Raw genomic sequence first — 26,049 nt, forward strand, 5'->3', positions numbered from 1 at the left:
GAAACAAAAAATGCAAAGCTACGGTATCGCGCACGTCTGGGCGCAAGGTGATTTCGTCACGCGCGCCATCGCGATCACGCTGCTCGTGATGTCGGTCCTGTCGTGGATGGTGATCGTCATCAAGGGCTGGAACGTGATCCGCCTGAACCGCCTCACGAAGAACGCCGAGCAGGCGTTCTGGCATTCCGACGATTTCGACGACGGCATCAAGAAGCTCGGCCTCGCTGCATCGACGCCGAACGACAACCCGTTCCTCGCGCTCGCGCTATCGGGCAAGGAAGCCGCCGACCATCATCACCAGACGCAACCGCACCTGCACGATCGCATGGACGTGTCGGACTGGGTCACGCGCTGCCTGAAGGACACGATGGATGAAGGCATCTCGCGCATGCAGAGCGGTCTCGCGATCCTCGCATCGATCGGCAGCACGGCACCGTTCGTCGGCCTGTTCGGCACGGTGTGGGGCATCTATCACGCGCTGCTCGCGATCGGCGCGACCGGCCAGACGTCGATCGACCAGGTTGCAGGCCCGGTCGGCGAATCGCTGATCATGACGGCCTTCGGCCTGTTCGTCGCGATTCCGGCCGTGCTCGGCTACAACGCGCTGACCCGTGCGAACAAGGGTGTCGTCAGCAAGCTGCGTCGCTTCGCGCACGGCCTCCACGCATACTTCGTGACGGGCGCGAGCCTCGCGTCGTCGTCGACGCGCGACGGCCTGCGTCTCGCGACGCGCGCCAGCTGAGACGAGGTGAACCATGGCCATGAACACCGGTTTCAGCGACGATGACGACGATGCAGTGATGAGCGAGATCAACATGACACCGCTCGTCGACGTCATGCTCGTACTCCTGATCATTTTCCTCGTGACGATCCCGGCGATGCAGCATGCGGTGAAGATCGACCTGCCGCACGCCAGCAGCCAGCCCGTCGACGAAAAACCGCAGACGGTCGACGTCGCGATCCAGGGCGACGGCACGATCCTGTGGGACGACCACACGGTCACGCGCGAGCAGTTGCAGGCGCGTATCGCGGAAGCCGCGAAACGCACGCCGCAGCCCGAGTTGCACCTGCGCGCGGATCGCAAGGTTGCCTACGAGCACGTCGCGGAAGTGATGTCGGATGCACAGGCAGGCGGCTTGACGAAGCTCGGCTTCGTGACGGAGCCGGGCGCGAAAGCGAAGTAACGCGCGCACGTCTTGCGGTAACGCCTCGCCGGCCGACCTAGCCGGCCACGCACAAAGTAAAAGGCCTTCATCGCCAGATGAAGGCCTTTTTTCATGCGCACGCGGGCGCCTTCGGGCGGCGGGCTCTTTGGCGGTATCGGTTACGCCTCGAGCAACGCAAATGCGACTCTGCCGTGGTCTGCACGGACTGCGCGTTCTGCCCTATCTGGCTCACAATATATGCGGCCACCTGATTTCGCTCAGAACTTCCTTCACGAAATGGGATTTCAATATAGGCCCGCCCGCGCACGCATTCAAGGTTCCGGCGATTGAAACTTGCGATTGCAGGCGACGCTTCAATGACAAAACAAATTTGCGTCGTCGTGCGCGACGTGTTCAGGTCGCCGAAACATCGGCCGCCGCTTCCTTCTTCGCGCGCTCGGGGCAACCGGGCTCCTTGTACGCGCCGTGATCGAGCTTCTCGACCAGGTAGTCGACGAACGCGCGCACCGCGGGCGGCATCCCCTGCCGCGACACGAACACCGCGTACAGCTGCGGCACCGGCAACGTCCAGCCCGGCATCACGGGCGACAGTTGCCCCGCACGCAGCGCGTTGCCGTACATCATCTCCGGCAGCGCCGCGATGCCGAGGCCGTCGAGCACGGCCTCGCGAATCGTCATCAGGTCGGCCGTCACGAGTCGCGGATCATGCTCGTGCACATGACGCGTCCCGTCCGGGGCAATCAGGTTGAACACGTGCCGACCGTCGACGCTCGGCGTATCGAGCGTCTCGAAGCCGGTCAGGTCATCCGGCACCAGCGGCGGCGCATTCTGGCTCAGCAGGCTCGGCGCGCCGACCAGCATCTGCTCGGTGCGCCACAGCGGCCGCACGACGATGTTGGCGTTCTGCGGCGGCTCCGAGCGCACGCGCAACGCGACGTCGATCGAATCATCGAACAGGTCGATCACGCGATTCGTCACGCGGACGTGCACCTTCACCTCGGGAAAGCGGCGCAGGAATTCGGGCAGGATGCGCGACAGCATCGTCTGCGACAGCGTGACAGGCACACTGACCCGCACCGAGCCGCGCGGCGACGAGCGCAACTGCTGCACCGCGTTCATCGCGGCCTGCGCTTCGGCAAGCATCGCCTGGCAGTGCTGGTAGAACAGCTCCCCGGCCTCGGTCAGCGCAAGCTTGCGCGTCGAGCGCTGCAGCAGACGTACGCCAAGCGCTGCCTCGAGCTCGGTCAGGCGCCGCGACAAGCGCGATTTCGAGATGCCCAGCACGCGCTCCGCGGCCGAGAAGCCGCCATGTTCGACGACCTGCGAAAAGTACATCAGGTCGTTCAGGTTATGTGCATCGATATTCATCTCATCGTTCCAATTTCAGAACAATCCATTGCGTTCCGCCGCCAATCGAACGGTAAAACGCCCAATATAATAGCGCTATGTTTCAAAAATAACGCTATTCCGATGATTCCGAGGGCTTCCTCATGACGACTGCTCGCTCGCTTGACCGCATCTACCCCGCGCTTCGCACCACCGAAGGCGGCGGCTTCGTGGTCCACCGCCCGTTCCCGACGCGGCTGCTGATGGATTTCGATCCGTTCCTGCTGCTCGATGAAATGGGCCCGGTCGACTACGCCCCCGGCGAAGCCGTGGGCGCGCCCGACCATCCGCACCGCGGCTTCGAGACCGTGACCTACGCACTCGACGGACGCTTCCGCCATCGCGACTCGTCCGGCCATGCCGGCACGCTCGGCCCCGGCGACGTGCAGTGGATGACGGCCGGCGCCGGTGTCGTGCACAGCGAGATGCCCGATCCGGCATTCGCGCAAACGGGCGGCCGGTCGCACGGCTTCCAGCTGTGGGTCAACCTGCCGCGCCGCGACAAGATGATCGCGCCGCGCTATCAGGAGATCCCGACCGAACGCATCCCGACCGCGACGTCGCCGGACGGCCGCGCGCGCGTCCGCGTGATCGCCGGGGAGGCATTCGGCGTCCAGGCCGCGATCGAGACGCGTACGCCGATCCTCTACCAGCATTTCACGCTGGAGCCCGGCGCAGCGGTCACGCAGCCCGTGCCGGCCGGTTATCGCGTGTTTGCCTATCCGATCGACGGAGCGGGCTTCTACGGGCCCGACAGGCAGGCTGTCGACGCACGGCACATGGTCGTCTACGGCGACGACGGCGACACCGTCACGTTCGCCGCCGGCGACACGCCGCTCGACCTGCTGTTGATCGGCGGTGTGCCGCTCAACGAGCCGATCGTCCGCTACGGCCCGTTCGTGATGAACACCGAGGAAGAGATCCGGCAGGCCGTCGTCGACTACCAGAGCGGCCGCATGGGCCGCATCGAAGCGTGACGCCCGTTCAAGGACGGCGGGTGCCGCGAAGCAGGTAGATTTGCGTCACAATGACTTCTTGAACCATGTGGCCGCCCGCCACCAGAAGGAATCCGCCCCCTTGAACTTCGAACACCTGATCCAGATCAACGCCGACGATCCGGCCGTGCCCGCCCTCACCCGCGACCAGCTCTGGGAAGGCCTCGTGCTGCGCGCCGAACAGCCGCAACTGTTCGTGCTCGGCCTCGACAGCTGCGTCGTCCTCGAACGGACGGACACGACGCTCGAACGTGAACTGCACTATGGCCATGCGACCGTGCGCGATCATGTCACGTTCACGCCGAACCAGCAGGTCCGCTACGACATCCTTGCGGCCGATGGCGAGATCGGCGGCTCGCTGACGATGACGATCGAGGAGCGCGACGACCACGAGCTGTTCGTGCGTTTCGAGTACCGCACGACGCTGACGGTCACGGACGACAGCGAAGACGCGCGGCAGACGCACGGGATCGTCAAGGAAGCGTACCGCACGTCGGATATCGACACGGTCCGCCTGATCCGCGAATACGCACAGGGCCGCAAGGCTCCCGATCCGCTGCACTGAAACCCTGCGGCGGCCTGCGGGCCGCCCTTTGACTCAAACTATCAAGTCAGGCATTTCGATCGATAAAGAGTTTTTGTAAATGGGAATAGTTATCATTTAGAATTCATTCCATCGTATCGACAGTCACCGATCAAACCGAATGACCGACACCATGCGCCCGACCACGCTGACCCTGCGCCGCACGACCGGCACTGCAGCCAGCAGCCGCCAGAAAACGGCAGCGGTCACCACGCCGGCAAAACCCGCCGGCAACCGCGAAGCAGTCACGCGGGTCCTGAACAGCGACGCGCTGTTGCAAGGCCACAGCCACATCAGCATCGCGCATAACGGAGAGACGTATCAGTTGCGTGCCACACGGCTCGGCAAGCTGATCCTGACGAAGTAAGACAGAGTATTGTGGGGACCACCTCCTCGAGAGGTGTTGGGCAGTAGCCAGCGTAACGGCTTGCACGCGAGATCTAGACCCCTTCGTGCAAACACACTCAAGCAGCCGTTGCAGCAAGCCAAGCCACTTTTTTTGGTTCTCGCACAAGGTAGAAAAAAAGCGGCACGTCGAAGGACGTGCCGCTTTTTTTTGGGGGCGGCCGATGCGTGAAGCATGCCGCCCGCTTGCGTTACCGCGTCGATGCATGACAGCCGAAGCCGCATGCAAGCCGCTTCAGAACCCCCAGAACATCAGCCACCACGCGCTGTCGACGACGGCAAGCCCGGCGGCGAAACACGCGAATGCCGCGAGCCGGCGTGGCCACGCCGCGTAGCGCCCCGTCACTTTCCACGCGAGCCACGCACTCCATGCGTTGGCGCCGACCAGGATGGCAACGCGCACATCGGTCGCCCAGCCGAGCGGCACATGCTCGGCGCGCAGCAACGACAGCGTCGTGGCCGACAGCCCGAGGAACACACCCGCGCCCGCGATCGGGATCAGTGCCTGCGCGAGGTGGTGCAACCGAACGCGATCGAAGCGGCCGAGCATCAGCGTGGCGCCGGCCAGCAGCACCAGCAGCGCCGTGCCGTATACGAGCCCCGTACCGACGATGTAGCTGACGACCAGCCCGCCATCGAGCCAGGAGAACACGTCGTTGCGATCCGGATAATGCGTGAGCAGGAACCACGGTGCATTGGTCTCGAGCGGCCACGTGATGTCGCGGTCGATCAGCCAGCCCGCGAGCCACTGCTTGATCTGCACGAACCACGGACTGACGGTCCAGTGGAACGCGCCGATCGCAACGCCGAGCAGGCCGTACAGGATCAGCGCGGTGTCCCACGGGTTGGCCTGCTGCGCGCCGAGGTTCACGACTTCGTCGGACGGCGAACGCAGCGACAGCGAGATCGCGTCGCGGTGCCCGCTGCAGCGGCCGCACATATGGCATTCCGCCGCGCCCTTCATGCTGCGCAACGGCACGAGCGGCGCGCAGTTGATCGGAATCACGCGATGGCCGTGTTCACCGTTCTTGTACGAGCGGCGCCACGCATCCTCGTCGACCTTGTAGCGCATCGGCGCGAGCCGCGCGAGCAGCCCGAACACGCCGTTGACCGGACACAGGTACTTGCACCACACCCGCTTCTCGCGGCCGTACAGCACGCCGATCACGATCGCGCCGACGGTCGAGCCGCCGAGCACGAACAGCACCGCGAGCGGGTACTGGTACACACTCACCATCTGCCCGTAGATCGTCGTGATCCCGAACGCGACGAACGGCCAGCCGCCCCACCGGATCCAGCGCGGAATCGGGCCGCCCCGACCGAACTTGCTCGCATATTCGGTGAGCGCGCCTTCCGGGCACAACACACCGCACCAGACACGGCCGAGCATCACCATCGACAGCAGCACGAACGGCCACCAGATGCCCCAGAACGCGAACTGCGCGATGAGCGTGAGGTTGTTCCACAGATGCGCGGAATCGTCCGGCAGCGGCAACACCGCCGGTACGATGATCAGGAACGCGTAGACCGCGACGACGATCCACTGGATACCGCGGATCAGCGCACCGTGGCGCTGCATCCACTGGCCGGCCTGTGCAAGCCAGCCCGGCTTGGCTGCGGCGACTACGCTCATGCCGCGCGGCCCGCGGCAACGGCCGGACGGCGACTCGCGCGCTTCATCAGCAGCCAGACGACCGCCCAGTACACCGCATAGGCCACCAGGTTGGTCAGCGCCGGGTGCGCGCGATAGCCGGTCAGCGTCGCGACGAGCGAGCCGAACGTGCTCGAATCATCGAGGATCGCGGACGTATCCCACACCTGCGAGATGCCGAGCGGCAGGATTTCCTTGTCGATCAGCTTGTCGACACCGGTCTGGAACAGGCCCGCGCCGAGGAACAGCAGCATCACTTCGGTGACGCGGAAGAAATGCCGCCACGAGAAGTACTTGCCGCCGAGCTGCAGCAGATAGAACGTGAAGAACGCCAGGCCGAGGCCGATCACGACCGCGAGCATCTGGCTGCCGCCGACGTGGCCCGACTGGCCGAAACCGAGGCCGTACAGGAAGATCACCGTCTCGCTGCCTTCGCGCGCGATCGCGAGCGCGACCAGCACGGCAACGCCCCACCAGTTCGAATCGCGCGTGCTTTCCTGCAGCGATTGCTCCATGTCGCGCTTCAGCGTTCGGCCGTGCCGCCGCATCCACAGCACCATCTGCACGATCAGCACGCAGGCGATCAGCACCATCGCTGTCTGGAAGTAGTCCTGCGCGTCGCCGGACAACACTTCGGTGAACCCGACCAGCGCGGCGCCGAGGCCGACGGCCATCAGCAGGCCGGCGCCGACGCCGGCCCAGAGGAAAGGCAGGCCGCGGCGCGCGTCGTCGTCGCCGTTCTTCAGCCATGCATAGAGAATGCCGACGACGAGCAGCGCTTCGACGCTCTCCCGCCAGACGATGAACAAGATCTGACCCATCGATACCTCCTGACGCGCGGGACAAGGGACGTGTGCGCCCGCGCGCAGATAAAACGCGTTACTTCGCGACGATCACGCCCTGCGCCTGCTGGTGAAAATCGTCGAAAAACTTGTATTCGCCCGGCGACAACGGGGCGACGACCACGAACGAATCGGCGCCCGGTGCGAGCACCTTCTCCTTGCGCAGCTGCACGCTCTCGAATTCGGCGGCACCCTTGCCGGTGTTCTTGATCTCGATCTTGAAACGCTGGCCGGCCGGCACTTCGATGCGGGCGGGATTCAGCTTGCCGTCCGTCATCTCGAGCTTGAACGTCGGCAGGTCGGCAGCATGCGCTGCACCGGCAAGCCACAGCGCAGCGGCTGCGGCAACGATTTTCTGGGGAATTTTCATTCTGGGTTCTCTACGCCAACGGCGCGCCGAAGCGCGCCGTTCGTGATGCCACCGATCAGTAACCGCCCTTCTTGCCGATACCGGCGAACGGGAAGTCGTACTCGAGCGTGATGGGCTTGAACCACGGGCCCACACCGGTTTCCTTGTCGATGTGACGGCCGAACGCCATGTGGCCCGACTGCATCGGCGGCTTGACGGTCATCGTCAGGTGGTATTTGCCCGGGCCGGCCAGCTTCACGTTGTCGCCGTAGTGCGGGCCGTCGCTCGCCACCATGCCCATCAGGTCGCCTTCGGCCTTCCACTTCGTGTCGCCCTGCTTCGTCAGCTTGTACGTGACCTGCAGGTACGGCATCCAGTCGCCTTCCGCGAAACCCGTCGGGTTGTTCTTGACCGCGTGGATGTCGGCTTCGAGGTGGATGTCGGAATCCGACGCCTTGCGCATCATCCCTTCCGGGTCCATCGTGATCGGCTGCAGGTACACCGCGCCGATTTCCATGCCGCCCTGGATCTGCTGCTTGCCGATCGGATATTCGGCCGCCGAGGCCGACATCGCGGCAAGCGCCGCCGCTACCGCAACCGTCGTGCGGATGAACGAAGAACCCAACATGGACACTCCTTGTTATTTGTCTGACTATCTTGACGACACACGGGCCGCCGCCGAGGGCGCCCGCTGGAAACACTAACGCGATGAAGAACGTTAATGCGAACTATTCTCAATAATTGCGAAGTTTAGCACCGAACCCGCTTCGGAACAAACGGAGAGCCGTGTAAACCCCTGATCCGACAAGGCTTACAGGCTCGGTACCCACCCTTTCGGTGACGCTTGGAAAGATTTACCGGCCGCCGCTGATGTGGTCGCCGACGTTCGCGCCGAACACACGCTCGCGCAACACCGCAAGCTGGTCGCGGGTCGCGGCGGCCTTCTCGAATTCGAGGTTCTTCGCGTAGTCGGCCATCTGCTTCTCGAGGCGCTTGATTTCCTTCGCGAGCTGCTTTTCCGACATGTCCTCGAATTTCGCGCGCTGCTGTGCTTCCTTCAGCTCCGCGCGCGCCTCGTCGGCGTTGTAGACGCCGTCGATGATGTCCTTGATGCGCTTCACGACGCCACGCGGCGTGATCCCCATCTTTTCGTTGTGGGCGATCTGCTTCGCGCGGCGCCGCTCCGTTTCGCCGATCGCGCGCGTCATCGAATCGGTCATGTTGTCGGCGTAGAGGATCGCCTTGCCGTTCACGTTCCGCGCGGCGCGGCCGATCGTCTGGATCAGCGAGCGCTCGGCGCGCAGGAAGCCTTCCTTGTCCGCGTCGAGAATCGCGACGAGCGACACTTCCGGAATGTCGAGGCCCTCGCGCAGCAGGTTGATCCCGACCAGCACGTCGAACGTGCCGAGCCGCAGGTCGCGGATGATCTCGACGCGCTCGACCGTGTCGATGTCGCTGTGCAGGTAGCGCACCTTGACGCCATGGTCGGCCAGGAACTCGGTGAGCTGCTCGGCCATGCGCTTCGTCAGCACCGTGATCAGCACACGCTCGCCGGCCTTCACGCGCACGTTGATCTCGGCCAGCACATCGTCGACCTGCGAGCTCGCCGGGCGCACCTCGATTTCCGGATCGACGAGGCCCGTCGGCCGTACGACCTGCTCGGCGATCTGGCCCGTCACGCGCTTCTCGTAGTCGGCCGGCGTGGCCGACACGAACACGACCTGGCGCATCTTGCGCTCGAATTCGGGAAACTTCAGCGGCCGGTTGTCGAGCGCCGACGGCAGGCGGAACCCGTAATTGACAAGGTTTTCCTTGCGCGCACGGTCGCCGTTGTACATGCCGTTCAGCTGGCCGATCAGCACGTGCGATTCGTCGAGCAGCATCAGCGCATCGGGCGGCAGGTAGTCGACGAGCGTCGGCGGCGGATCGCCGGGCTCCGCCCCCGAGAAATGCCGCGAGTAGTTCTCGATGCCCTTGCAGAAGCCGAGCTCCTGCAGCATCTCGAGATCGAAGCGCGTGCGCTGCTCGAGGCGCTGCGCCTCGACAAGCTTGCCGTCGCGGTGGAAGAATTCGAGGCGCTCGCGCAATTCGTCCTTGATCGTCTCGACCGCGCGCATCACGGTGTCGCGCGGCGTCACGTAGTGCGACGACGGATACACGGTGAAGCGCGGAATCTTCTGTCGCACGCGCCCGGTCAGCGGGTCGAACAGGTGCAGCGTCTCGACCTCGTCGTCGAACAGCTCGACGCGCACGGCCATTTCCGCGTGTTCGGCCGGGAAGATGTCGATCGTGTCGCCGCGCACGCGGAACGTGCCGCGCTGGAAATCCTGCTCGTTGCGCGTGTACTGCATCGCGATCAGGCGCGCGATCACGTCGCGCTGGCCAAGCTTGTCGCCCGTGCGCAGCGTCAGGATCATCTGGTGGTATTCGGACGGGTTGCCGATACCGTAGATCGCCGACACCGTCGCGACGATCACCACGTCGCGGCGCTCCATCAGGCTCTTCGTCGCCGACAGCCGCATCTGCTCGATGTGCTCGTTGATCGACGAGTCCTTCTCGATGAACAGGTCGCGCTGCGGCACGTAGGCCTCAGGCTGGTAGTAGTCGTAGTACGAGACGAAGTACTCGACCGCGTTGCGCGGGAAGAACTCGCGGAACTCCGCATAAAGCTGGGCCGCGAGCGTCTTGTTCGGCGCGAACACGATGGCCGGGCGGCCGAGCCGCGCGATCGTGTTGGCCATCGTGAACGTCTTGCCCGACCCCGTTACGCCGAGCAGCGTCTGGAAGGCAAGGCCGTCGCCGACGCCTTCGACGAGTGTCTCGATCGCGGTCGGCTGGTCGCCCGCGGGCAGATACGGCTGGTACAGCTGGAACGGCGATCCTTCGAAGGTGACGAATTTGGATTCGTCGAGCGCGTCGCCGACGTCGGCATGATGTTCGGACATGGAATGCGGCCGGAGCAAGGGCAAAGAAAGCATTCTAGCGCTTCGCGGCCGCGCGAACTGCTGTCGGCTCCTGACGCGCGACGGCCGCCCGAAATCGCGATTTGCCGCCGAATCGCGACGGATTCGCCGCCCCCGCCAGCGCGAATTCGCTACAATATCAGGCTGCTGCGCTTTCCGGCGCCGTGCCCGTTGGCGCGCGGTCCGCTGCGCCCGCCCCGCCGGCTGAAAGCCTGACCCTCTTTTCACTACTGCCGAATCATCATGTCGCTCTTCTCCGCTGTCCAGCTTGCTCCCCGCGACCCGATCCTGGGCCTGAACGAAGCCTTCAACGCCGATGCGCGTCCGACCAAGGTCAACCTCGGCGTCGGCGTGTACACGAACGAAGAAGGCAAGATTCCGCTGCTGCGCGCGGTTCGCGAAGCGGAGAAGGTGCGTGTCGAAGCCGGCCTGCCGCGCGGTTACCTGCCGATCGACGGGATCGCCGCCTACGATGCGGCCGTGCAGAAGCTGCTGCTCGGCAACGACTCGCCGCTGATCTCGGCGGGCCGCGTGGTCACGGCCCAGGCACTGGGCGGCACGGGCGCACTGAAGATCGGTGCCGATTTCCTGCGCACCGTGAACCCGAACGCGAAGGTCGCGATCAGCGATCCGAGCTGGGAAAACCACCGCGCGCTGTTCGAAGCAGCCGGCTTCGAAGTCGTCGCGTACCCGTATTACGACGCGGCCACCAACGGCGTGAACTTCGAAGGCATGCTGTCGGCGCTGAACGGCTATGACGCCGGCACGGTCGTCGTGCTGCACGCGTGCTGCCACAACCCGACCGGCGTGGACCTGACCGCGGCGCAATGGCAACAGGTCGTCGACGTCGTGAAGGCGCGCAACCTCGTGCCGTTCCTCGACATGGCATACCAGGGCTTCGGCGAGAACATCGAAGCCGATGCCGCCGCCGTGCGCCTGTTCGCCGCGGCCGACCTGAACGCATTCGTGTCGTCGTCGTTCTCGAAGTCGTTCTCGCTGTATGGCGAGCGCGTCGGCGCGCTGTCGATCATCACGTCGAGCAAGGAAGAAGCCACGCGCGTGCTGTCGCAACTGAAGCGCGTGATCCGTACGAACTACTCGAACCCGCCGACCCATGGCGGCGCGGTGGTCGCAGCGGTGCTCGCGTCGCCGGAACTGCACGCTTCGTGGGTGCAGGAACTCGGCGAAATGCGCGATCGCATCCGCGCGATGCGCAACGGCCTCGTCGAGCGCCTGAAGGCAAGCGGCGTCGATCGCGACTTCAGCTTCATCAACGCGCAGCGCGGGATGTTCTCGTATTCGGGCCTGACCTCGGCACAAGTCGATCGCCTGCGCGACGAATTCGGCATCTATGCAGTCGGCACGGGCCGGATCTGCGTCGCTGCGCTGAACACGCGCAACCTCGACGCGGTTGCCAACGCGGTCGCAGCCGTCCTGAAGTAAGGCAACACCGGGCGGCCGCCATGACGGCCCCGCCCAGCCGACATGAAAAACGCGCTCCACGGAGCGCGTTTTTTTCGTCCGGCGCGGCGGGCGTCTGCACCGCCGCCCCTGCATTACTGCATGAACCAGCCGTGGCTGACGACGAACGACTGGCCCGTCAGTGCGGCGCTCGGGAATGCCGACAGGAACAGCACCGTCTGCGCGACGTCCTGCACCGTCGTGAACACGCCGTCGACCGTGTTGCCGAGCATCACCTTCTTGATCACTTCGTCTTCGCTGATGCCAAGCTCCTTCGCCTGCTCCGGAATCTGCTTGTCGACCAGCGGCGTGCGCACGAAGCCCGGACACACGACGTGCGAGCGCACGTTGTGCTTCGCGCCCTCCTTCGCCAGCACGCGGGCGAGGCCCAGCAGGCCGTGCTTGGCCGTCACGTAGGCCGACTTCAACGGCGACGCTTCGTGCGAGTGCACCGAACCCATGTAGATCACGACGCCGCCGCGATCGTCCTTGTACATGTGCTTGAGCGCGGCCTTCGTCGTCAGGAATGCGCCGTCGACGTGGATCGCCTGCATCTTCTTCCAGTCGGAGAACGAGTAGTTCTCGATCGGGTTGACGATCTGGATACCCGCGTTCGACACGAGGATGTCGATCGAGCCGAACGTTTCGGCGACCTCGTCGATGCCGCTGTTCACGGCGTCCTCGCTCGTCACGTCCATCGCGACGCCGATCGCCTTGCCGCCTGCCTTGTTGATCTCGTCGGCGACCGCATTTGCGCCGTCCTGGTTCAGGTCGGCAATCGCGACGGCCGCGCCCGCCTTCGCGAGCTCGAGTGCGATTTCCTTGCCGATGCCGCTCGCGGCGCCCGTGACGACTGCGGTCTTGCCGCTCAGATCTGCTGCCATGTCCGTCTCCTCCCGTTGTCGGATCGATAAAACACGCACCCGCCGCATCCGCGCTCATCGCGAGACCGTCGCAGCAGGCCAGCCGTCATTGTGCACGATCGGCCCCGCCGTTCGCGCGCAAAACGTCTAAGCTTAAGGTCGGTTCCGTTACGCAGGAGATTCGCATGCACTATCGACGGCTAGGCCGCTCCGGCCTGCAGATCAGCGCGCTTTCCCTCGGTTCGTGGGTGACATACGGCAACCAGGTCGACCAGCGGGTCGCCCGCGAATGCCTCGCTGCGGCGCGCGACGCGGGCGTCAATTTCTTCGACAACGCCGAGGTCTACGCCGGCGGCCAATCCGAGGAAATCATGGGTCAGGCGCTCAAGTCGCTCGACTGGCCGCGCGTCAGCTATATCGTGTCCACGAAGTTTTTCTGGGGGCTCGCGGAGGCACCGAACCAGTATCACACGCTGAACCGGAAATACCTGCTGAACGCGATCGACGGCTCGCTGCGCCGGCTGCAGCTCGACTATGTCGACCTCGTCTATTGCCATCGCCCCGATCCGAATACGCCGATCGAGGAAACCGTCTGGGCAATGAGCGACATGATCGTGCGGGGCAAGGCGCTGTACTGGGGCACATCGGAATGGAGCGCCGACGAGATCCGCGCCGCATGCGAAATCGCCGAGCGGCATCATCTGCACAAGCCGGTCGTCGAGCAGCCCCAGTACAACCTGTTCCACCGCACTCGAGTCGAGCAGGAATATGCGCGGCTCTACGACGACTACGGTCTCGGCCTCACGACCTGGAGCCCGCTGGCATCGGGCCTGCTCACCGGCAAGTACCGCGACGGCGTACCGACCGGCAGCCGCGCGCAGTTGCAGGGTTACGACTGGATGCGTGAACGCCTGACCGACCGTGCCGCCAACGACATCGTCGAACGGCTCGGCGGGATCGCCAGCGAACTCGGCTGCAGCACCGCCCAGCTCGCCATCGCGTGGATACTCGCCAATCCGCGCGTGAGTTCGGTCATCACCGGCGCATCGCGGATCGACCAGATCGGCGACAACATGCGCGCGCTCGACGTTGTCGCGAAGCTGACGCAGGATGTGAAGCAACGCATCGAGGAGGTGGTCGGCGACGCATACGAATAAGGCGACTCACGGCCACTCGCGTACAATACGCGGCCGCATCGGCGTCCGGCCTGACGGCCGCGCACGATCGACCGCTTTCATCGATTCACCTCTCGTTTCAGGCAGCCAGCCATGCTCAGTTATCGTCACGGTTTTCACGCAGGCAACCACGCGGATGTGCTCAAGCACGCCGTCGTCGTCCAGCTGCTGCGCTACCTGAACAAGAAAGACAAATCGTACTGGTACGTCGACACGCACGCCGGGGCCGGTGTGTATTCGCTGCGCGATGGCTATGCAGCGAAAACGTCGGAATTCGACACGGGCATCGGCCGGCTGTGGAACGAAAAGAATCTGCCCGAAGCACTCGGCGAGTATGTCGACGAAGTCCGCGCGCTGAACGACGATGGCGAGTTGCGCTTCTATCCGGGTTCGCCGTACATCGCATGGCGGTCGATGCGCGAGCAGGATCGCATGCGCCTGTTCGAAATGCACACGACGGAAATCGACGTGCTGCGCCACAATTTCCGTGACGCCGGGCGCCGCGCGATGATCTTCGCCGGTGATGGCTTCGAAGGCGTCAAGGCGCTGCTGCCGCCGCCGCCGCGACGCGCACTCGTGCTGATCGACCCGTCCTACGAGGACAAGAAGGATTACACGCGCACGGTGAACTGCGTGACGGAATGCCTGAAGCGTTTCGCGACCGGCTGCTATGCAATCTGGTATCCGCAGGTCACTCGGCTGGAATCGCAGCGCTTTCCCGAACAGCTGAAGCGCCTGCAGCCGAACAACTGGCTGCACCTGACGCTGACGGTATCGAATCCGCCGACCGATGGACTCGGTCTCTACGGCAGCGGAATGTTCATCCTGAATCCGCCGTATACGCTCGCGCAGAGCATGAAAGAGGCACTGCCCTACCTGGTCGAGATGCTGGGACAGGACAGCGGTGCCCGCTACCAGATCGAGCACCGCGGCAACTGATCGAGTGCCCGGCCGTTACGGCTGCGGTCTCGGTGCGAGCCTAGGCTGATTGGCTGGCTGCCCGTTCCACGCGGGAACATTGATATACGGCGCGACGAACAGCGGGACCGACGTGTTCGGCGCTTGCCCGGCCGGAGCCCGCATACCTGCCGGCTCGACGATCGGTGCCGTCGACAACGGTGCCGTCTGCAGCACCAGCCCGCCCTTGCCGTCCTGGATACCGCGTTGCGTATCGAGAACCAGCGGTTTGGACGACGTCGCGGCACCGGCCGCGAGGCCATGGACAAGCACGGCCGCGCCCAGAACGAGACGCGCGCGGGCACTGCGACGCACATCGAGACGCAGACGCATGATCGTGTCCTTCAGAAGGAAAAGCAGGCCCATACCATAGCGCTGCACCGACGATTCCGCCAGATCCGGCGCACAAAAAAACAAAGCCCCGTCAATACGGGGCTTGCTTATCGTTCGGTGCCACTCGGCACCTGACGGTGACTCCGATTACAGCGAGTAGCCGTTGGTTTCGAGCGAGCGAATGCGGCTCTCGAGTTGGACGATGTCCGACGACGTGGCGAGGTAAGCCTCACGGCGCTCACGTTCTGCGGATTCGAACCAGTTGCTCAGCTTTTCGACGATGTAGGCGATCATGACGTTCTCCAAGGAAGAGGGATCCCTGGTGAATGGTGAACCGAGATTCAGGGATTTCCCGTATAGGGTTATCCCGAATTATAGCGATGCCGCACCAAGATGCTAGTGAAATACTTGCATGGGAGCCATTCCCAATCGGAATGAAGGCGCACATCCAGGTCGTAACCCCTTGATTCTTATCGATATTGAATTGAAGCCTATTTTGAGGCTCGAGGGCACGCACTAATTTGGTTCACCGATGGGGTCGGCCAGGCGCGCCAAAATCGGGCATTCCGGGCGTCCGTCACCATGACAGTGCGCGGCCAGGTCGGCCAGCGTGTCGCGCATGTCGCTCAATTCCACGATGCGTTTGTCGAGTTCGGCCACGTGCTCAAGGGCGATCGATTTCACTTCGGCGCTGGCGCGCGAACGATCCTGCCAGAGCATCAGCAGCTTGCGTATGTCTTCGACGAGAAAGCCAAGTCGTCGCGCCTGGCGGATGAAGCGCAGGATATGGATTTCGTCCGCGCCATAGACCCGGTAGCCCGCATCGGTACGCTTGCTCGGTGCAAGAAGGCCGACCTGTTCGTAGTACCGGATCATTTTTGCGCTGACTCCGGATTCGCGCGACGCATCGCCGATATTCATTCCCCGCCCTCTCCCTCAAGCCCTGGTTTCGAACACGAACGTCGGCGAATGCCACCTGCCGACGATACTTCGATCGTATCAAATCGCGTGGTTTCGTTCAGGGTAACGCCTGGCGGCAAGATGGCGCCGACTGATCCGGCAGGCACGTCGAGAGATCGGGATGAATGGAGCATGCTTGGCCGCTCCACACGCATTTCCGTCGCGCCAATGCAAAAACCCCCGCCTTTTCGGGCGGGGGTTTCTGGCTTAGGGAGCCTGACGATTACCTACTTTCACACGGGAATCCGCACTATCATCGGCGTAGAGTCGTTTCACGGTCCTGTTCGGGATGGGAAGGGGTGGGACCGACTCGCTATGGTCATCAGGCAAAGAGGGTTGTTGTGCTGGCTTCGCAGCACAACCAATCTTGGAAGAAGCAGTAATTTGGTTGGGTTGTGAGGTTGTATCTCACACATATGCGGTACTTCAACCGCAGTACATCGAGCGCCTTGCACTCGATGCTCGACATTCGTACAGCGCTGAAGCGCTAACGACTGTCGAGACAGACTTGTTATAGGATCAAGCCTTACGGGCAATTAGTATCAGTTAGCTGAACGCATTACTGCGCTTACACACCTGACCTATCAACGTCCTGGTCTCGAACGACCCTTCAAGGGGATCTAGTCCCCAGGGATATCTCATCTTAAGGCGAGTTTCCCGCTTAGATGCTTTCAGCGGTTATCTCTTCCGAACATAGCTACCCGGCGATGCCACTGGCGTGACAACCGGTACACCAGAGGTTCGTCCACTCCGGTCCTCTCGTACTAGGAGCAGCCCCCTTCAAATATCCAACGCCCACGGCAGATAGGGACCAAACTGTCTCACGACGTTTTAAACCCAGCTCACGTACCTCTTTAAATGGCGAACAGCCATACCCTTGGGACCGGCTACAGCCCCAGGATGAGATGAGCCGACATCGAGGTGCCAAACACCGCCGTCGATATGAACTCTTGGGCGGTATCAGCCTGTTATCCCCAGAGTACCTTTTATCCGTTGAGCGATGGCCCTTCCATACAGAACCACCGGATCACTATGACCTGCTTTCGCACCTGCTCGACTTGTCGGTCTCGCAGTTAAGCACGCTTATGCCATTGCACTATCAGCACGATTTCCGACCGTACCTAGCGTACCTTCGTACTCCTCCGTTACGCTTTGGGAGGAGACCGCCCCAGTCAAACTGCCTACCATGCACTGTCCCCGACCCGGATCACGGGCCAAGGTTAGAACCTCAAACAAACCAGGGTGGTATTTCAAGGACGGCTCCACCGAAACTAGCGTTCCGGTTTCATAGCCTCCCACCTATCCTACACAGATCGGTTCAAAGTCCAATGCAAAGCTACAGTAAAGGTTCATGGGGTCTTTCCGTCTAGCCGCGGGTAGATTGCATCATCACAAACACTTCAACTTCGCTGAGTCTCGGGAGGAGACAGTGTGGCCATCGTTACGCCATTCGTGCAGGTCGGAACTTACCCGACAAGGAATTTCGCTACCTTAGGACCGTTATAGTTACGGCCGCCGTTTACCGGGACTTCAATCAAGAGCTTGCACCCCATCATTTAATCTTCCGGCACCGGGCAGGCGTCACACCCTATACGTCCACTTTCGTGTTTGCAGAGTGCTGTGTTTTTATTAAACAGTCGCAGCCACCAGTTTATTGCAACCCCTTCACCCTCTGCCCGCAGGGGCATCAAGCTACAAGGGCGTACCTTATCCCGAAGTTACGGTACCAATTTGCCGAGTTCCTTCTCCCGAGTTCTCTCAAGCGCCTTAGAATACTCATCTCGCCCACCTGTGTCGGTTTGCGGTACGGTCATTGTTAAACTGAAGCTTAGAGGCTTTTCTTGGAACCACTTCCAATTGCTTCGCTTCCTAAGAAGCTCGCGCCACACCCTTGAATTCCGCACCCGGATTTGCCTAAGTGCCTTCTCCAATGCAGCGACCGGGACTTCCAACACCCGGACAACCTTCCGCGATCCGTCCCCCCATCGCATTTAACAATGGTGCAGGAATATTGACCTGCTTCCCATCAGCTACGCATTTCTGCCTCGCCTTAGGGGCCGACTCACCCTACGCCGATGAACGTTGCGTAGGAAACCTTGGGCTTACGGCGAGGGGGCCTTTCACCCCCTTTATCGCTACTCATGTCAGCATTCGCACTTCCGATACCTCCAGCACGCTTTTCAACGCACCTTCGCAGGCTTACGGAACGCTCTCCTACCATGCGTGCAAAGCACGCATCCGCAGCTTCGGTATATAGCTTAGCCCCGTTACATCTTCCGCGCAGGACGACTCGATCAGTGAGCTATTACGCTTTCTTTAAAGGATGGCTGCTTCTAAGCCAACCTCCTGACTGTTTTAGCCTTCCCACTTCGTTTCCCACTTAGCTATATTTGGGGACCTTAGCTGGCGGTCTGGGTTGTTTCCCTCTTGACACCGGACGTTAGCACCCGATGTCTGTCTCCCGTGATTGCACTCTTCGGTATTCGGAGTTTGCTATGGCGGGGTAATCTGCAATAGACCCCCCAACCATGACAGTGCTCTACCCCCGAAGGTGAGACACGAGGCACTACCTAAATAGTTTTCGGAGAGAACCAGCTATTTCCAAGTTTGTTTAGCCTTTCACCCCTATCCACAGCTCATCCCCTAACTTTTCAACGTTAGTGGGTTCGGACCTCCAGTACGTGTTACCGCACCTTCATCCTGGCCATGGATAGATCACTTGGTTTCGGGTCTACGCCCAGCAACTGAACGCCCTATTCGGACTCGCTTTCGCTACGCCTGCCCTATACGGTTAAGCTTGCTACTGAACGTAAGTCGCTGACCCATTATACAAAAGGTACGCCGTCACCCCTTTCGAGGCTCCGACTGTTTGTATGCATGCGGTTTCAGGATCTATTTCACTCCCCTCCCGGGGTTCTTTTCACCTTTCCCTCACGGTACTGGTTCACTATCGGTCGATCACGAGTATTTAGCCTTGGAGGATGGTCCCCCCATCTTCAGACAGGATTTCACGTGTCCCGCCCTACTTGTCGCACACCTAGTTCTTTCATACTGTTTTCGCCTACGGGGCTATCACCCGCTATGGCCGCACTTTCCAGAGCGTTCGGCTAACAATACAAATAAAGAGTGCAAGGCTCATCCCATTTCGCTCGCCACTACTTTGGGAATCTCGGTTGATTTCTTTTCCTGCGGTTACTTAGATGTTTCAGTTCACCGCGTTCGCTTCACATGGCCTATGTATTCAGCCATGGATACTCCAAAAGGAGTGGGTTTCCCCATTCGGACATCTACGGATCAAAGCTTGTTTGCCAGCTCCCCGTAGCTTTTCGCAGGCTACCGCGTCCTTCATCGCCTGTGATCGCCAAGGCATCCACCACATGCACTTGTTCGCTTGACCCTATAACGAGTCTGTCTCATCTTTCGACGCTACAGTCGCTACAGGTTGAGTTCTCGCATTTGTGCCGTATTCCAATTGATGTCGGTCCGGCGTTAGCGCTTTAGCGCTTACGCTGGCCCCACTCCCGAAGGGAGTAGACCCGAATCATCTTGAGATACATCGATACAATCACAACCCGGATAGTTTTCACGTCCATCTCATAGACGCTTCCGCTATCCAAATTACTTACTTCTTCCAGATTGTTAAAGAACGACAGCCGATATGGTGTTACTCATATCACTCTGACTGGCTCAATCGCCAATGACAAAGACTCGAACATCGCTTCGTTCGAACGCTTGTCATTGAAGATTGGTGGAGGCAGACGGGATCGAACCGACGACCCCCTGCTTGCAAAGCAGGTGCTCTCCCAGCTGAGCTATGCCCCCATGTACAGGTTTCCTCAGGATTCCAGCCTGTCGGTTCAGGATGCTCGCAAACGCCAAGGCGCTCGCAACCACCAACACGTCAGACAATGGTGGGTCTGGTTGGATTCGAACCAACGACCCCCGCCTTATCAAGACGGTGCTCTAACCGACTGAGCTACAGACCCCTGAGTCTGTCTTTAATTTACAGCCGATAAGCGTGAGCGCTCAACTTTGCGAGAAGCTCTAGAAAGGAGGTGATCCAGCCGCACCTTCCGATACGGCTACCTTGTTACGACTTCACCCCAGTCATGAATCCTACCGTGGTGACCGTCCTCCTTGCGGTTAGACTAGCCACTTCTGGTAAAACCCACTCCCATGGTGTGACGGGCGGTGTGTACAAGACCCGGGAACGTATTCACCGCGGCATGCTGATCCGCGATTACTAGCGATTCCAGCTTCATGCACTCGAGTTGCAGAGTGCAATCCGGACTACGATCGGTTTTCTGGGATTAGCTCCCCCTCGCGGGTTGGCAACCCTCTGTTCCGACCATTGTATGACGTGTGAAGCCCTACCCATAAGGGCCATGAGGACTTGACGTCATCCCCACCTTCCTCCGGTTTGTCACCGGCAGTCTCCTTAGAGTGCTCTTGCGTAGCAACTAAGGACAAGGGTTGCGCTCGTTGCGGGACTTAACCCAACATCTCACGACACGAGCTGACGACAGCCATGCAGCACCTGTGTATCGGTTCTCTTTCGAGCACTTCCACCTCTCAGCGGAATTCCGACCATGTCAAGGGTAGGTAAGGTTTTTCGCGTTGCATCGAATTAATCCACATCATCCACCGCTTGTGCGGGTCCCCGTCAATTCCTTTGAGTTTTAATCTTGCGACCGTACTCCCCAGGCGGTCAACTTCACGCGTTAGCTACGTTACTAAGGAAATGAATCCCCAACAACTAGTTGACATCGTTTAGGGCGTGGACTACCAGGGTATCTAATCCTGTTTGCTCCCCACGCTTTCGTGCATGAGCGTCAGTATTGGCCCAGGGGGCTGCCTTCGCCATCGGTATTCCTCCACATCTCTACGCATTTCACTGCTACACGTGGAATTCTACCCCCCTCTGCCATACTCTAGCTTGCCAGTCACCAATGCAGTTCCCAGGTTGAGCCCGGGGATTTCACATCGGTCTTAACAAACCGCCTGCGCACGCTTTACGCCCAGTAATTCCGATTAACGCTCGCACCCTACGTATTACCGCGGCTGCTGGCACGTAGTTAGCCGGTGCTTATTCTTCCGGTACCGTCATCCCCCGACCGTATTAGGGCCAAGGATTTCTTTCCGGACAAAAGTGCTTTACAACCCGAAGGCCTTCTTCACACACGCGGCATTGCTGGATCAGGCTTTCGCCCATTGTCCAAAATTCCCCACTGCTGCCTCCCGTAGGAGTCTGGGCCGTGTCTCAGTCCCAGTGTGGCTGGTCGTCCTCTCAGACCAGCTACTGATCGTCGCCTTGGTAGGCCTTTACCCCACCAACTAGCTAATCAGCCATCGGCCAACCCTATAGCGCGAGGCCCGAAGGTCCCCCGCTTTCATCCATAGATCGTATGCGGTATTAATCCGGCTTTCGCCGGGCTATCCCCCACTACAGGACATGTTCCGATGTATTACTCACCCGTTCGCCACTCGCCACCAGGTGCAAGCACCCGTGCTGCCGTTCGACTTGCATGTGTAAGGCATGCCGCCAGCGTTCAATCTGAGCCAGGATCAAACTCTTCAGTTTAAACCTGTTACTGTTTTCGGTTCAGTTAAGAACCGGTCGCTCACTCAAAGCTGACAGGAATATGAATCACTTCATAAACCTGACTTACTTTAGTGTGAGACTCTTGATACTTTCGCTATCTGATCCGAGGATCAGCTCGCTTCCATCAAGCGCCCACACTTATCGGCTGTTAATTTTTAAAGAGCATTTCTGCGAGAAACTTCGTGTTTCTCAGCAGCGCTGCGTTTTCAGCAGCAGAGAAGCGAGATTATGAACCGTGTTTCGCAGCTCGTCAACAACTTTTTACACTACATCGTTGCGACTGCGGGGTTCAACTTCCGTACCGCCGAGGCCGTTACCACCAGGTCTCAACAGCACTGCTTCCCTTTCCTCCCGCGCTGCGTTTCCGTTAGCGCGAAAGAGGCGTGATTCTATGCACCCGACAGCAATCGCGCAAGGGGTGTGAAGCAACTTTTTTACGAATGCCTGAATTCGGCCGGCCGGCCCTGCCCCGGCACGAGACCGCTTATGGTGCAAAGAACGGACTAGAATGTGAGGTTCTTCGCCTCTTTCTATATACGTCTTTAATATGCGCCAGCGAATCGCCAAACGCCTCCCCCCCGATGCCGACAAACTGGTCGGTCTGTCGCTTGCGCTCTTCGCGTCGGGCAGCCGCATCGAGGATCGCTTCTGGGAAGCGAAGCTCGATGCGCTGCTCGCCAAGATTGTCCGCAACGGCAACCAGACCACGCTCGACGCAGCGCTCGACCATCTTCAGCAGAATCATCCCGATGCCTATGGCGCGCTCGCCGACATGGCCGAGACGCACAGCGAGTCGATGGTGATCGAGCACGACGGCCAACCGCACGATGCGCTGCTGGTCGCCATCCCGGTTCTTGCCTGGACGCGTTACATGATCCCGTCGGGTCCGCTCAAGGGCGACGTGGCCGACGCGCTGCGAGCACACCTGCAGGCCCACGTGCTGGCGAACGGCACCCTCGTCGGGCTTGCACCGTTCCTCTACAGCATCGACCAGTTGCCGCGGCACCACGTGGAAACCTATCGGCTCGCCCAGCAGCTCGCGCATGCGGCGATCAGCCAGCACACGCCGAAGCTGAGCTTCGGCGACCTGCCGGAAACGTCGCCGATCCTTGCCGATCCGCGCTTCCTGCTCGCGGTCGTCGCCGCGCCCGCCGGTGCGCCGCTGTTCCGCTGGCAGGAAGAAGAGAACGGCAGCCGTATCGAGCGCGGCCAGTGCCTCGAACAATGGACGGCGCAGGGCGGCCCGAACCTCTCGATCGCGCTGCCCGGCTGCGAATTCGAATGCCTGCTTCCGGACGCGTACTACTCGGCATGCCGGGATGCGGACGAGCGCATTCGTCCGCACACCGTTCGAACCGCCATTCGTTATCTTTTCGACACACTTGGTGCGGCGCCGCAAGAGCTGCGTGCGGTGGTCGCCGGCTTTGGCGAACGCCGTATCGACGAGTACCGTGTCGGCTTCACGCGGCGTGCCAGCAACGACGTGATCTACGGTGTCGTGTGGCCGCTCTACGGCCGTGAAAACGGCGACGTGTCGATCGACAGCGCGACGCTCGAGGGTGAAGCGCCGATCGAAGGGCCGCTCGAGGAAATCGTGAGCCTGTTGAAGGAATGCGGCGTAACCGACGTCCGGCGGCACGCGGGCCGCTTCGAGCCCGAATACTGCGACGACTGCGGCGTGCCGCTCTACGCCGATCCGCTCGGCGAAATCGTCCATGCGGAAATGCCGGAAGACGCGTCGCCCGCCCAACCGCACTTCCACTGATCCGCATCGCAGGCCCGGACAGCCTGCCCGCCCGAAGCCGCTTCCGGTTCCTGCCGAAGCGGCTTTTTTTCTTGTCCGATCCTCCGTCGCCCAAAATTTCGAACATTTCCTAAGCCTTTCAGCCAAGCAGACATCGTGTAAGGTCTTTGTCATTATCGGGGCCAGCGCATACCCGACAGCACATCAATGACTCACCTTACGGAGGTTGACCATGCGGTTCCTGGTGCTTAACTCAGACGCCGAGCGGCGCGACGGACTGAAGGCCCTGCTGCGACAGATCGACCGGCACGCCGGCATCAACGATGCGCCGGACAGTTTCCAGGCGCGTCGGCTGTTGCGCACCCAGCGTTTCGACCTCGTCGCGATCGACTGGCTGGACGTCGGCCGGCTCAGCGAGCTTCAGGCACTCTGCAGCGCGTGCTCGCCGACACCGGTCGCCGTCATGGTCGACGATGTCTCGCCTGAAGCGATCCAGCGCTTCTTCCACCACGGCGTCGCGGGCGTGATTCCGCACTCCACGCGGCCGCACCTGATCGTGCGTGCGCTCGAGATCGTGCTGCTGGGCGGGCACTACATCCCGCCGATCGCCCTCAGCCTGCTGCCCTCCACCGTGGCGACGCGACACGACGCCCATTTCCAGACGCTCGCCGACACGCTTCCCCGGCGGCCGCCAAGCGGCCTCCTGTCGCCGCGGCAAGCGCAGATCATGCGATTCGTCCACATGGGCAGCACGAACAAGATGATCGCCCGTACGCTCGGGATCAGCGAAGGCACCGTGAAGATCCATCTCGCCAGCATCTTCCAGCAGCTTGGCGCCGCAAACCGCGCCGCCGCAGTCGCGATCTACAACGGCTGGCTGTCCCCTCACCTCGAGGTACTGCTGGCGAACCGCAACCGGACACGCAAGCCCGCCATCGGCGAACACGGCCCGGCTCCGCTGCGTACACAACGGAGCGATCGCCCGTATCCATTGCCCACGGCGAATGCCGGCACGCAGGACCTGCCGCTCGCCGCCGAGCCGCCAGCACGGTTCCGGCGTGGACGTTAGGCAAACAGTCTCGATATTGCGACGTTCGGCATGTGCGGATTCCCACCTTTGATGCTCAACGAGTAATATGGACGCATGGGTTTTCTTTTCACACCGCTTCCGCTCTGGGTTGGCATCGGTGGCTGGATCGCCGCCGTGGCCTTGCTCGCGCTCGCGATCTGGAATCGCCCCTTCGTACGCCTGCAAGACGCGACGCTCCAGCACGTGTGGCTCGCGCTCGTCACTGCGATCGCGGTCCTCTGGGCCTCGAACGCATGGCTCGAAGACGGCATCGTCATGCATCTGCTCGGCGCAACGCTGCTCGTCACGCTATTCGACTGGACGCTCGCACTGGTCGCGATGGGCGCCATCACGGCGGTTGCCGCGGTCATCTTCGACGCGCCCTGGCTAGGCATTGGCCTGACCTATCTGATCTACGGTGCGTTGCCTGTCGTCGTGTCGGCGTTGCTGCAACGCGCCGCGCTCGCATGGCTGCCGCACAATCTCGCGTCGTTCATCATCGGCCAGGGCTTCCTGTCGCCGGCCCTCGCGATCGTCGCAGTCGCCGCTGCCGCAGCCGGCGTGCAGCTCGCACTCGCGGATGGCGTGCCCGTCGTGATTCCGGCCGGCTATCTGCTGAACACTGCACTGCTCGCGCTCGGCGAAGCATGGTTCACCGGCATGGCGACGGCACTGATCGCCGTCTATCGCCCTGCCTGGGTCACGACTTTCGACGTCCGACGCTATCGCCTCGGTGGCCCGCGCGCCTGAATTTCCTCCGGATCGGGCACCGTCCGCGCGTGTCCCTTCGGTACCTTCCGCGGCGCGGCAGAATACGCGATCTACTGCCGCACAACTTTTTTACGCTAAGATTGAACTCCTGTTCTCCATCGGGCATCTATACGAGCCCGATGTCTCCTTCGCTCCTCACCAATAACCAGATGGACAGCTCACCTGCCTCGCTCCGGATTTTCCGGGCGCTCGGCAAGCTGGCAGCCTGTATCGCGGGCCTGTCGCTTGCGCTTCCTACACCGGCATTCGCCGACCTGCTCGACCAGCGTTCCGAACTGATCAACAAATTCGTCAACGAGATGCATGCCGATCCGCTCGCCGCCGATTGTGCGGCGCACGGCAGCTTCATCGCCAGCACGTCGACGGCGTTCGATCGTGTCGACTTCGCGCCGAATGCATTCGACAGCGGCAACGCGACGATCACGCCATGGAACGATTCGTTCGACCAGGGCAAGCAGCGCGTGAAGGTCGACAACATCGTCACGGTCGACGGGCTCGGCATTCACAGCGACGGCAGCGATCCGACGCCGCTGAAATTCCGTTGCGGCTATGTCGGCCAGCAAATGCTCGCATTCAGCTGGAACGATCCCGTTCCGCCGCTGAAGCCGCGCGTCGAGCGCTCGTCGTCTTCGACGAAGAAGTTCAAGGGCCGGTCGCACCACGGCAAGGCCAAAGCGAAGGCATCGGGCCGCCCGGGCAAGAAAGCCGTCGCCACGAAGAAATCGAGCGGCCAGAAGAAAGCCGTGAAGAAGAAAACCGTGAAGAAGTCCTGAT

Annotated in this window: 22 protein-coding genes, 2 tRNA genes and 3 rRNA genes; 12 read left to right on the forward strand and 15 right to left on the reverse strand. The window is 61.6% G+C overall.

Going from position 1 to position 26,049, the window contains the following annotated elements; translation table 11 throughout:
- Positions 1 to 10: 10 nt before the first annotated feature.
- Both AC5LXK_RS11830 and AC5LXK_RS11835 read left to right on the forward strand, forming a co-directional pair.
- Complete coding sequence (locus AC5LXK_RS11830; RefSeq protein WP_493388994.1) at positions 11 to 742, forward strand: MotA/TolQ/ExbB proton channel family protein; 732 nt, start codon at positions 11 to 13, stop codon at positions 740 to 742.
- Between the two features lie 13 nt (positions 743 to 755).
- Entirely contained in the window at positions 756 to 1,184 is a 429-nt protein-coding gene (locus AC5LXK_RS11835; RefSeq protein ID WP_006478310.1) for an ExbD/TolR family protein, read from the forward strand.
- A 375-nt stretch (positions 1,185 to 1,559) separates the two neighbouring features.
- Here AC5LXK_RS11835 and AC5LXK_RS11840 read toward each other — a convergent pair whose 3' ends face one another.
- The gene (locus AC5LXK_RS11840) at positions 1,560 to 2,534 is read right to left on the reverse strand and encodes a LysR family transcriptional regulator (RefSeq protein ID WP_493388995.1); all 975 of its coding nucleotides are present in this window, start codon (positions 2,532 to 2,534) and stop codon (positions 1,560 to 1,562) included.
- A 122-nt stretch (positions 2,535 to 2,656) separates the two neighbouring features.
- On the opposite strand from AC5LXK_RS11840, the gene AC5LXK_RS11845 reads away from it, so the two are divergent.
- The 3 genes from AC5LXK_RS11845 (at position 2,657) to hemP (ending at position 4,497) form a co-directional block, all read left to right on the forward strand.
- Complete coding sequence (locus AC5LXK_RS11845) at positions 2,657 to 3,529, forward strand: pirin family protein (RefSeq protein ID WP_493388996.1); 873 nt, start codon at positions 2,657 to 2,659, stop codon at positions 3,527 to 3,529.
- A 100-nt stretch (positions 3,530 to 3,629) separates the two neighbouring features.
- Positions 3,630 to 4,112 (forward strand): SRPBCC family protein, encoded by a 483-nt coding sequence (locus AC5LXK_RS11850; RefSeq protein WP_493388997.1) that lies wholly within the window; start codon positions 3,630 to 3,632, stop codon positions 4,110 to 4,112.
- Between the two features lie 139 nt (positions 4,113 to 4,251).
- Entirely contained in the window at positions 4,252 to 4,497 is a 246-nt protein-coding gene (gene hemP / locus AC5LXK_RS11855) for a hemin uptake protein HemP (RefSeq protein WP_493388998.1), read from the forward strand.
- Between the two features lie 273 nt (positions 4,498 to 4,770).
- On the opposite strand, the gene AC5LXK_RS11860 is transcribed toward hemP, so the two are convergent.
- From AC5LXK_RS11860 to uvrB, 5 genes are all read right to left on the reverse strand, one after another.
- The gene (locus AC5LXK_RS11860; protein ID WP_493388999.1) at positions 4,771 to 6,168 is read right to left on the reverse strand and encodes a 4Fe-4S binding protein; all 1,398 of its coding nucleotides are present in this window, start codon (positions 6,166 to 6,168) and stop codon (positions 4,771 to 4,773) included.
- Positions 6,165 to 7,007 carry an FTR1 family iron permease gene (locus AC5LXK_RS11865; protein WP_493389000.1) on the reverse strand — a complete coding sequence of 281 codons (843 nt, stop codon included), beginning with the start codon at positions 7,005 to 7,007 and terminating at the stop codon, positions 6,165 to 6,167. The genes AC5LXK_RS11860 and AC5LXK_RS11865 overlap by 4 nt, the downstream gene beginning before the upstream one ends.
- Before the next feature lie 58 nt (positions 7,008 to 7,065).
- Positions 7,066 to 7,398, reverse strand: coding sequence for a cupredoxin domain-containing protein (locus tag AC5LXK_RS11870; RefSeq protein ID WP_034190351.1), 333 nt, complete (start codon positions 7,396 to 7,398; stop codon positions 7,066 to 7,068).
- A 55-nt stretch (positions 7,399 to 7,453) separates the two neighbouring features.
- On the reverse strand, positions 7,454 to 8,005 hold the full coding sequence (locus AC5LXK_RS11875) for an iron transporter (RefSeq protein ID WP_493389001.1): 552 nt from the start codon (positions 8,003 to 8,005) through the stop codon (positions 7,454 to 7,456).
- Positions 8,006 to 8,231: 226 nt separating this feature from the next.
- Positions 8,232 to 10,322, reverse strand: a complete 2,091-nt coding sequence (uvrB, locus tag AC5LXK_RS11880) for an excinuclease ABC subunit UvrB (RefSeq protein WP_493389002.1) — start codon at positions 10,320 to 10,322, stop codon at positions 8,232 to 8,234.
- Between the two features lie 261 nt (positions 10,323 to 10,583).
- Here uvrB and AC5LXK_RS11885 point away from each other — a divergent pair, with 261 nt between their 5' ends.
- Positions 10,584 to 11,783, forward strand: coding sequence for an amino acid aminotransferase (locus AC5LXK_RS11885; protein ID WP_493389003.1), 1,200 nt, complete (start codon positions 10,584 to 10,586; stop codon positions 11,781 to 11,783).
- A 113-nt stretch (positions 11,784 to 11,896) separates the two neighbouring features.
- Here AC5LXK_RS11885 and AC5LXK_RS11890 read toward each other — a convergent pair whose 3' ends face one another.
- On the reverse strand, positions 11,897 to 12,685 hold the full coding sequence (locus AC5LXK_RS11890) for a 3-hydroxybutyrate dehydrogenase (RefSeq protein ID WP_493389004.1): 789 nt from the start codon (positions 12,683 to 12,685) through the stop codon (positions 11,897 to 11,899).
- Positions 12,686 to 12,849: 164 nt separating this feature from the next.
- Here AC5LXK_RS11890 and AC5LXK_RS11895 point away from each other — a divergent pair, with 164 nt between their 5' ends.
- Positions 12,850 to 13,821 carry a potassium channel beta subunit family protein gene (locus AC5LXK_RS11895; RefSeq protein WP_493389005.1) on the forward strand — a complete coding sequence of 324 codons (972 nt, stop codon included), beginning with the start codon at positions 12,850 to 12,852 and terminating at the stop codon, positions 13,819 to 13,821.
- Positions 13,822 to 13,932: 111 nt separating this feature from the next.
- Positions 13,933 to 14,778, forward strand: coding sequence for a 23S rRNA (adenine(2030)-N(6))-methyltransferase RlmJ (locus AC5LXK_RS11900; protein ID WP_493389006.1), 846 nt, complete (start codon positions 13,933 to 13,935; stop codon positions 14,776 to 14,778).
- Between the two features lie 15 nt (positions 14,779 to 14,793).
- Here AC5LXK_RS11900 and AC5LXK_RS11905 read toward each other — a convergent pair whose 3' ends face one another.
- The 8 genes from AC5LXK_RS11905 to AC5LXK_RS11940 all read right to left on the reverse strand — a co-directional run bounded on the left by AC5LXK_RS11905 (position 14,794) and on the right by AC5LXK_RS11940 (position 21,670).
- Positions 14,794 to 15,162: a hypothetical protein gene (locus AC5LXK_RS11905; protein WP_493391218.1), complete on the reverse strand. Its 369-nt coding sequence runs from the start codon at positions 15,160 to 15,162 to the stop codon at positions 14,794 to 14,796.
- 114 nt (positions 15,163 to 15,276) lie between these two features.
- The gene (locus AC5LXK_RS11910) at positions 15,277 to 15,423 is read right to left on the reverse strand and encodes a DUF3563 family protein (RefSeq protein ID WP_006478295.1); all 147 of its coding nucleotides are present in this window, start codon (positions 15,421 to 15,423) and stop codon (positions 15,277 to 15,279) included.
- A gap of 222 nt (positions 15,424 to 15,645) precedes the next feature.
- Complete coding sequence (cueR, locus tag AC5LXK_RS11915) at positions 15,646 to 16,050, reverse strand: Cu(I)-responsive transcriptional regulator (RefSeq protein ID WP_493389007.1); 405 nt, start codon at positions 16,048 to 16,050, stop codon at positions 15,646 to 15,648.
- Between the two features lie 253 nt (positions 16,051 to 16,303).
- A 5S ribosomal RNA gene (gene rrf, locus AC5LXK_RS11920) occupies positions 16,304 to 16,416 on the reverse strand.
- A 188-nt stretch (positions 16,417 to 16,604) separates the two neighbouring features.
- Positions 16,605 to 19,486 (reverse strand): 23S ribosomal RNA (locus tag AC5LXK_RS11925).
- A 349-nt stretch (positions 19,487 to 19,835) separates the two neighbouring features.
- Positions 19,836 to 19,911 (reverse strand) — tRNA-Ala (locus AC5LXK_RS11930).
- An 87-nt stretch (positions 19,912 to 19,998) separates the two neighbouring features.
- Positions 19,999 to 20,075, reverse strand: a tRNA-Ile gene (locus AC5LXK_RS11935).
- 62 nt (positions 20,076 to 20,137) lie between these two features.
- A 16S ribosomal RNA gene (locus tag AC5LXK_RS11940) occupies positions 20,138 to 21,670 on the reverse strand.
- Together the 16S, 23S and 5S rRNA genes with 2 tRNA genes alongside form the textbook arrangement of a ribosomal RNA operon.
- A gap of 568 nt (positions 21,671 to 22,238) precedes the next feature.
- On the opposite strand from AC5LXK_RS11940, the gene AC5LXK_RS11945 reads away from it, so the two are divergent.
- The 4 genes from AC5LXK_RS11945 to AC5LXK_RS11960 all read left to right on the forward strand — a co-directional run bounded on the left by AC5LXK_RS11945 (position 22,239) and on the right by AC5LXK_RS11960 (position 26,048).
- Positions 22,239 to 23,456, forward strand: coding sequence for a DUF2863 family protein (locus AC5LXK_RS11945; RefSeq protein ID WP_493389008.1), 1,218 nt, complete (start codon positions 22,239 to 22,241; stop codon positions 23,454 to 23,456).
- A 211-nt stretch (positions 23,457 to 23,667) separates the two neighbouring features.
- Positions 23,668 to 24,504 (forward strand): LuxR C-terminal-related transcriptional regulator, encoded by an 837-nt coding sequence (locus AC5LXK_RS11950; protein WP_493389009.1) that lies wholly within the window; start codon positions 23,668 to 23,670, stop codon positions 24,502 to 24,504.
- A 75-nt stretch (positions 24,505 to 24,579) separates the two neighbouring features.
- On the forward strand, positions 24,580 to 25,254 hold the full coding sequence (locus tag AC5LXK_RS11955) for an energy-coupling factor ABC transporter permease (protein WP_493389010.1): 675 nt from the start codon (positions 24,580 to 24,582) through the stop codon (positions 25,252 to 25,254).
- Positions 25,255 to 25,394: 140 nt separating this feature from the next.
- Positions 25,395 to 26,048, forward strand: coding sequence for a BspC domain-containing protein (locus tag AC5LXK_RS11960; protein WP_493389011.1), 654 nt, complete (start codon positions 25,395 to 25,397; stop codon positions 26,046 to 26,048).
- Position 26,049 lies beyond the last annotated feature (1 nt).

It is taken from the genome of Burkholderia pulmonis (assembly GCF_984667975.1).

Bases quoted from the DNA above. Each gene is read 5' to 3' on its own strand.
- AC5LXK_RS11835 (WP_006478310.1), top strand. From the start codon at position 756: ATGGCCATGAACACCGGTTTCAGCGACGATGACGACGATGCAGTGATG.
- AC5LXK_RS11865 (WP_493389000.1), bottom strand. From the start codon at position 7,007: ATGGGTCAGATCTTGTTCATCGTCTGGCGGGAGAGCGTCGAAGCGCTG.
- AC5LXK_RS11830 (WP_493388994.1), top strand. From the start codon at position 11: ATGCAAAGCTACGGTATCGCGCACGTCTGGGCGCAAGGTGATTTCGTC.
- AC5LXK_RS11950 (WP_493389009.1), top strand. From the start codon at position 23,668: ATGCGGTTCCTGGTGCTTAACTCAGACGCCGAGCGGCGCGACGGACTG.
- AC5LXK_RS11875 (WP_493389001.1), bottom strand. From the start codon at position 8,005: ATGTTGGGTTCTTCGTTCATCCGCACGACGGTTGCGGTAGCGGCGGCG.
- AC5LXK_RS11955 (WP_493389010.1), top strand. From the start codon at position 24,580: ATGGGTTTTCTTTTCACACCGCTTCCGCTCTGGGTTGGCATCGGTGGC.
- AC5LXK_RS11900 (WP_493389006.1), top strand. From the start codon at position 13,933: ATGCTCAGTTATCGTCACGGTTTTCACGCAGGCAACCACGCGGATGTG.
- AC5LXK_RS11910 (WP_006478295.1), bottom strand. From the start codon at position 15,423: ATGATCGCCTACATCGTCGAAAAGCTGAGCAACTGGTTCGAATCCGCA.
- AC5LXK_RS11885 (WP_493389003.1), top strand. From the start codon at position 10,584: ATGTCGCTCTTCTCCGCTGTCCAGCTTGCTCCCCGCGACCCGATCCTG.
- AC5LXK_RS11845 (WP_493388996.1), top strand. From the start codon at position 2,657: ATGACGACTGCTCGCTCGCTTGACCGCATCTACCCCGCGCTTCGCACC.
- hemP (WP_493388998.1), top strand. From the start codon at position 4,252: ATGACCGACACCATGCGCCCGACCACGCTGACCCTGCGCCGCACGACC.
- AC5LXK_RS11890 (WP_493389004.1), bottom strand. From the start codon at position 12,685: ATGGCAGCAGATCTGAGCGGCAAGACCGCAGTCGTCACGGGCGCCGCG.
- AC5LXK_RS11895 (WP_493389005.1), top strand. From the start codon at position 12,850: ATGCACTATCGACGGCTAGGCCGCTCCGGCCTGCAGATCAGCGCGCTT.
- cueR (WP_493389007.1), bottom strand. From the start codon at position 16,050: ATGAATATCGGCGATGCGTCGCGCGAATCCGGAGTCAGCGCAAAAATG.
- uvrB (WP_493389002.1), bottom strand. From the start codon at position 10,322: ATGTCCGAACATCATGCCGACGTCGGCGACGCGCTCGACGAATCCAAA.
- AC5LXK_RS11960 (WP_493389011.1), top strand. From the start codon at position 25,395: ATGTCTCCTTCGCTCCTCACCAATAACCAGATGGACAGCTCACCTGCC.
- AC5LXK_RS11945 (WP_493389008.1), top strand. From the start codon at position 22,239: ATGCGCCAGCGAATCGCCAAACGCCTCCCCCCCGATGCCGACAAACTG.
- AC5LXK_RS11860 (WP_493388999.1), bottom strand. From the start codon at position 6,168: ATGAGCGTAGTCGCCGCAGCCAAGCCGGGCTGGCTTGCACAGGCCGGC.
- AC5LXK_RS11870 (WP_034190351.1), bottom strand. From the start codon at position 7,398: ATGAAAATTCCCCAGAAAATCGTTGCCGCAGCCGCTGCGCTGTGGCTT.
- AC5LXK_RS11840 (WP_493388995.1), bottom strand. From the start codon at position 2,534: ATGAATATCGATGCACATAACCTGAACGACCTGATGTACTTTTCGCAG.
- AC5LXK_RS11905 (WP_493391218.1), bottom strand. From the start codon at position 15,162: ATGGGCCTGCTTTTCCTTCTGAAGGACACGATCATGCGTCTGCGTCTC.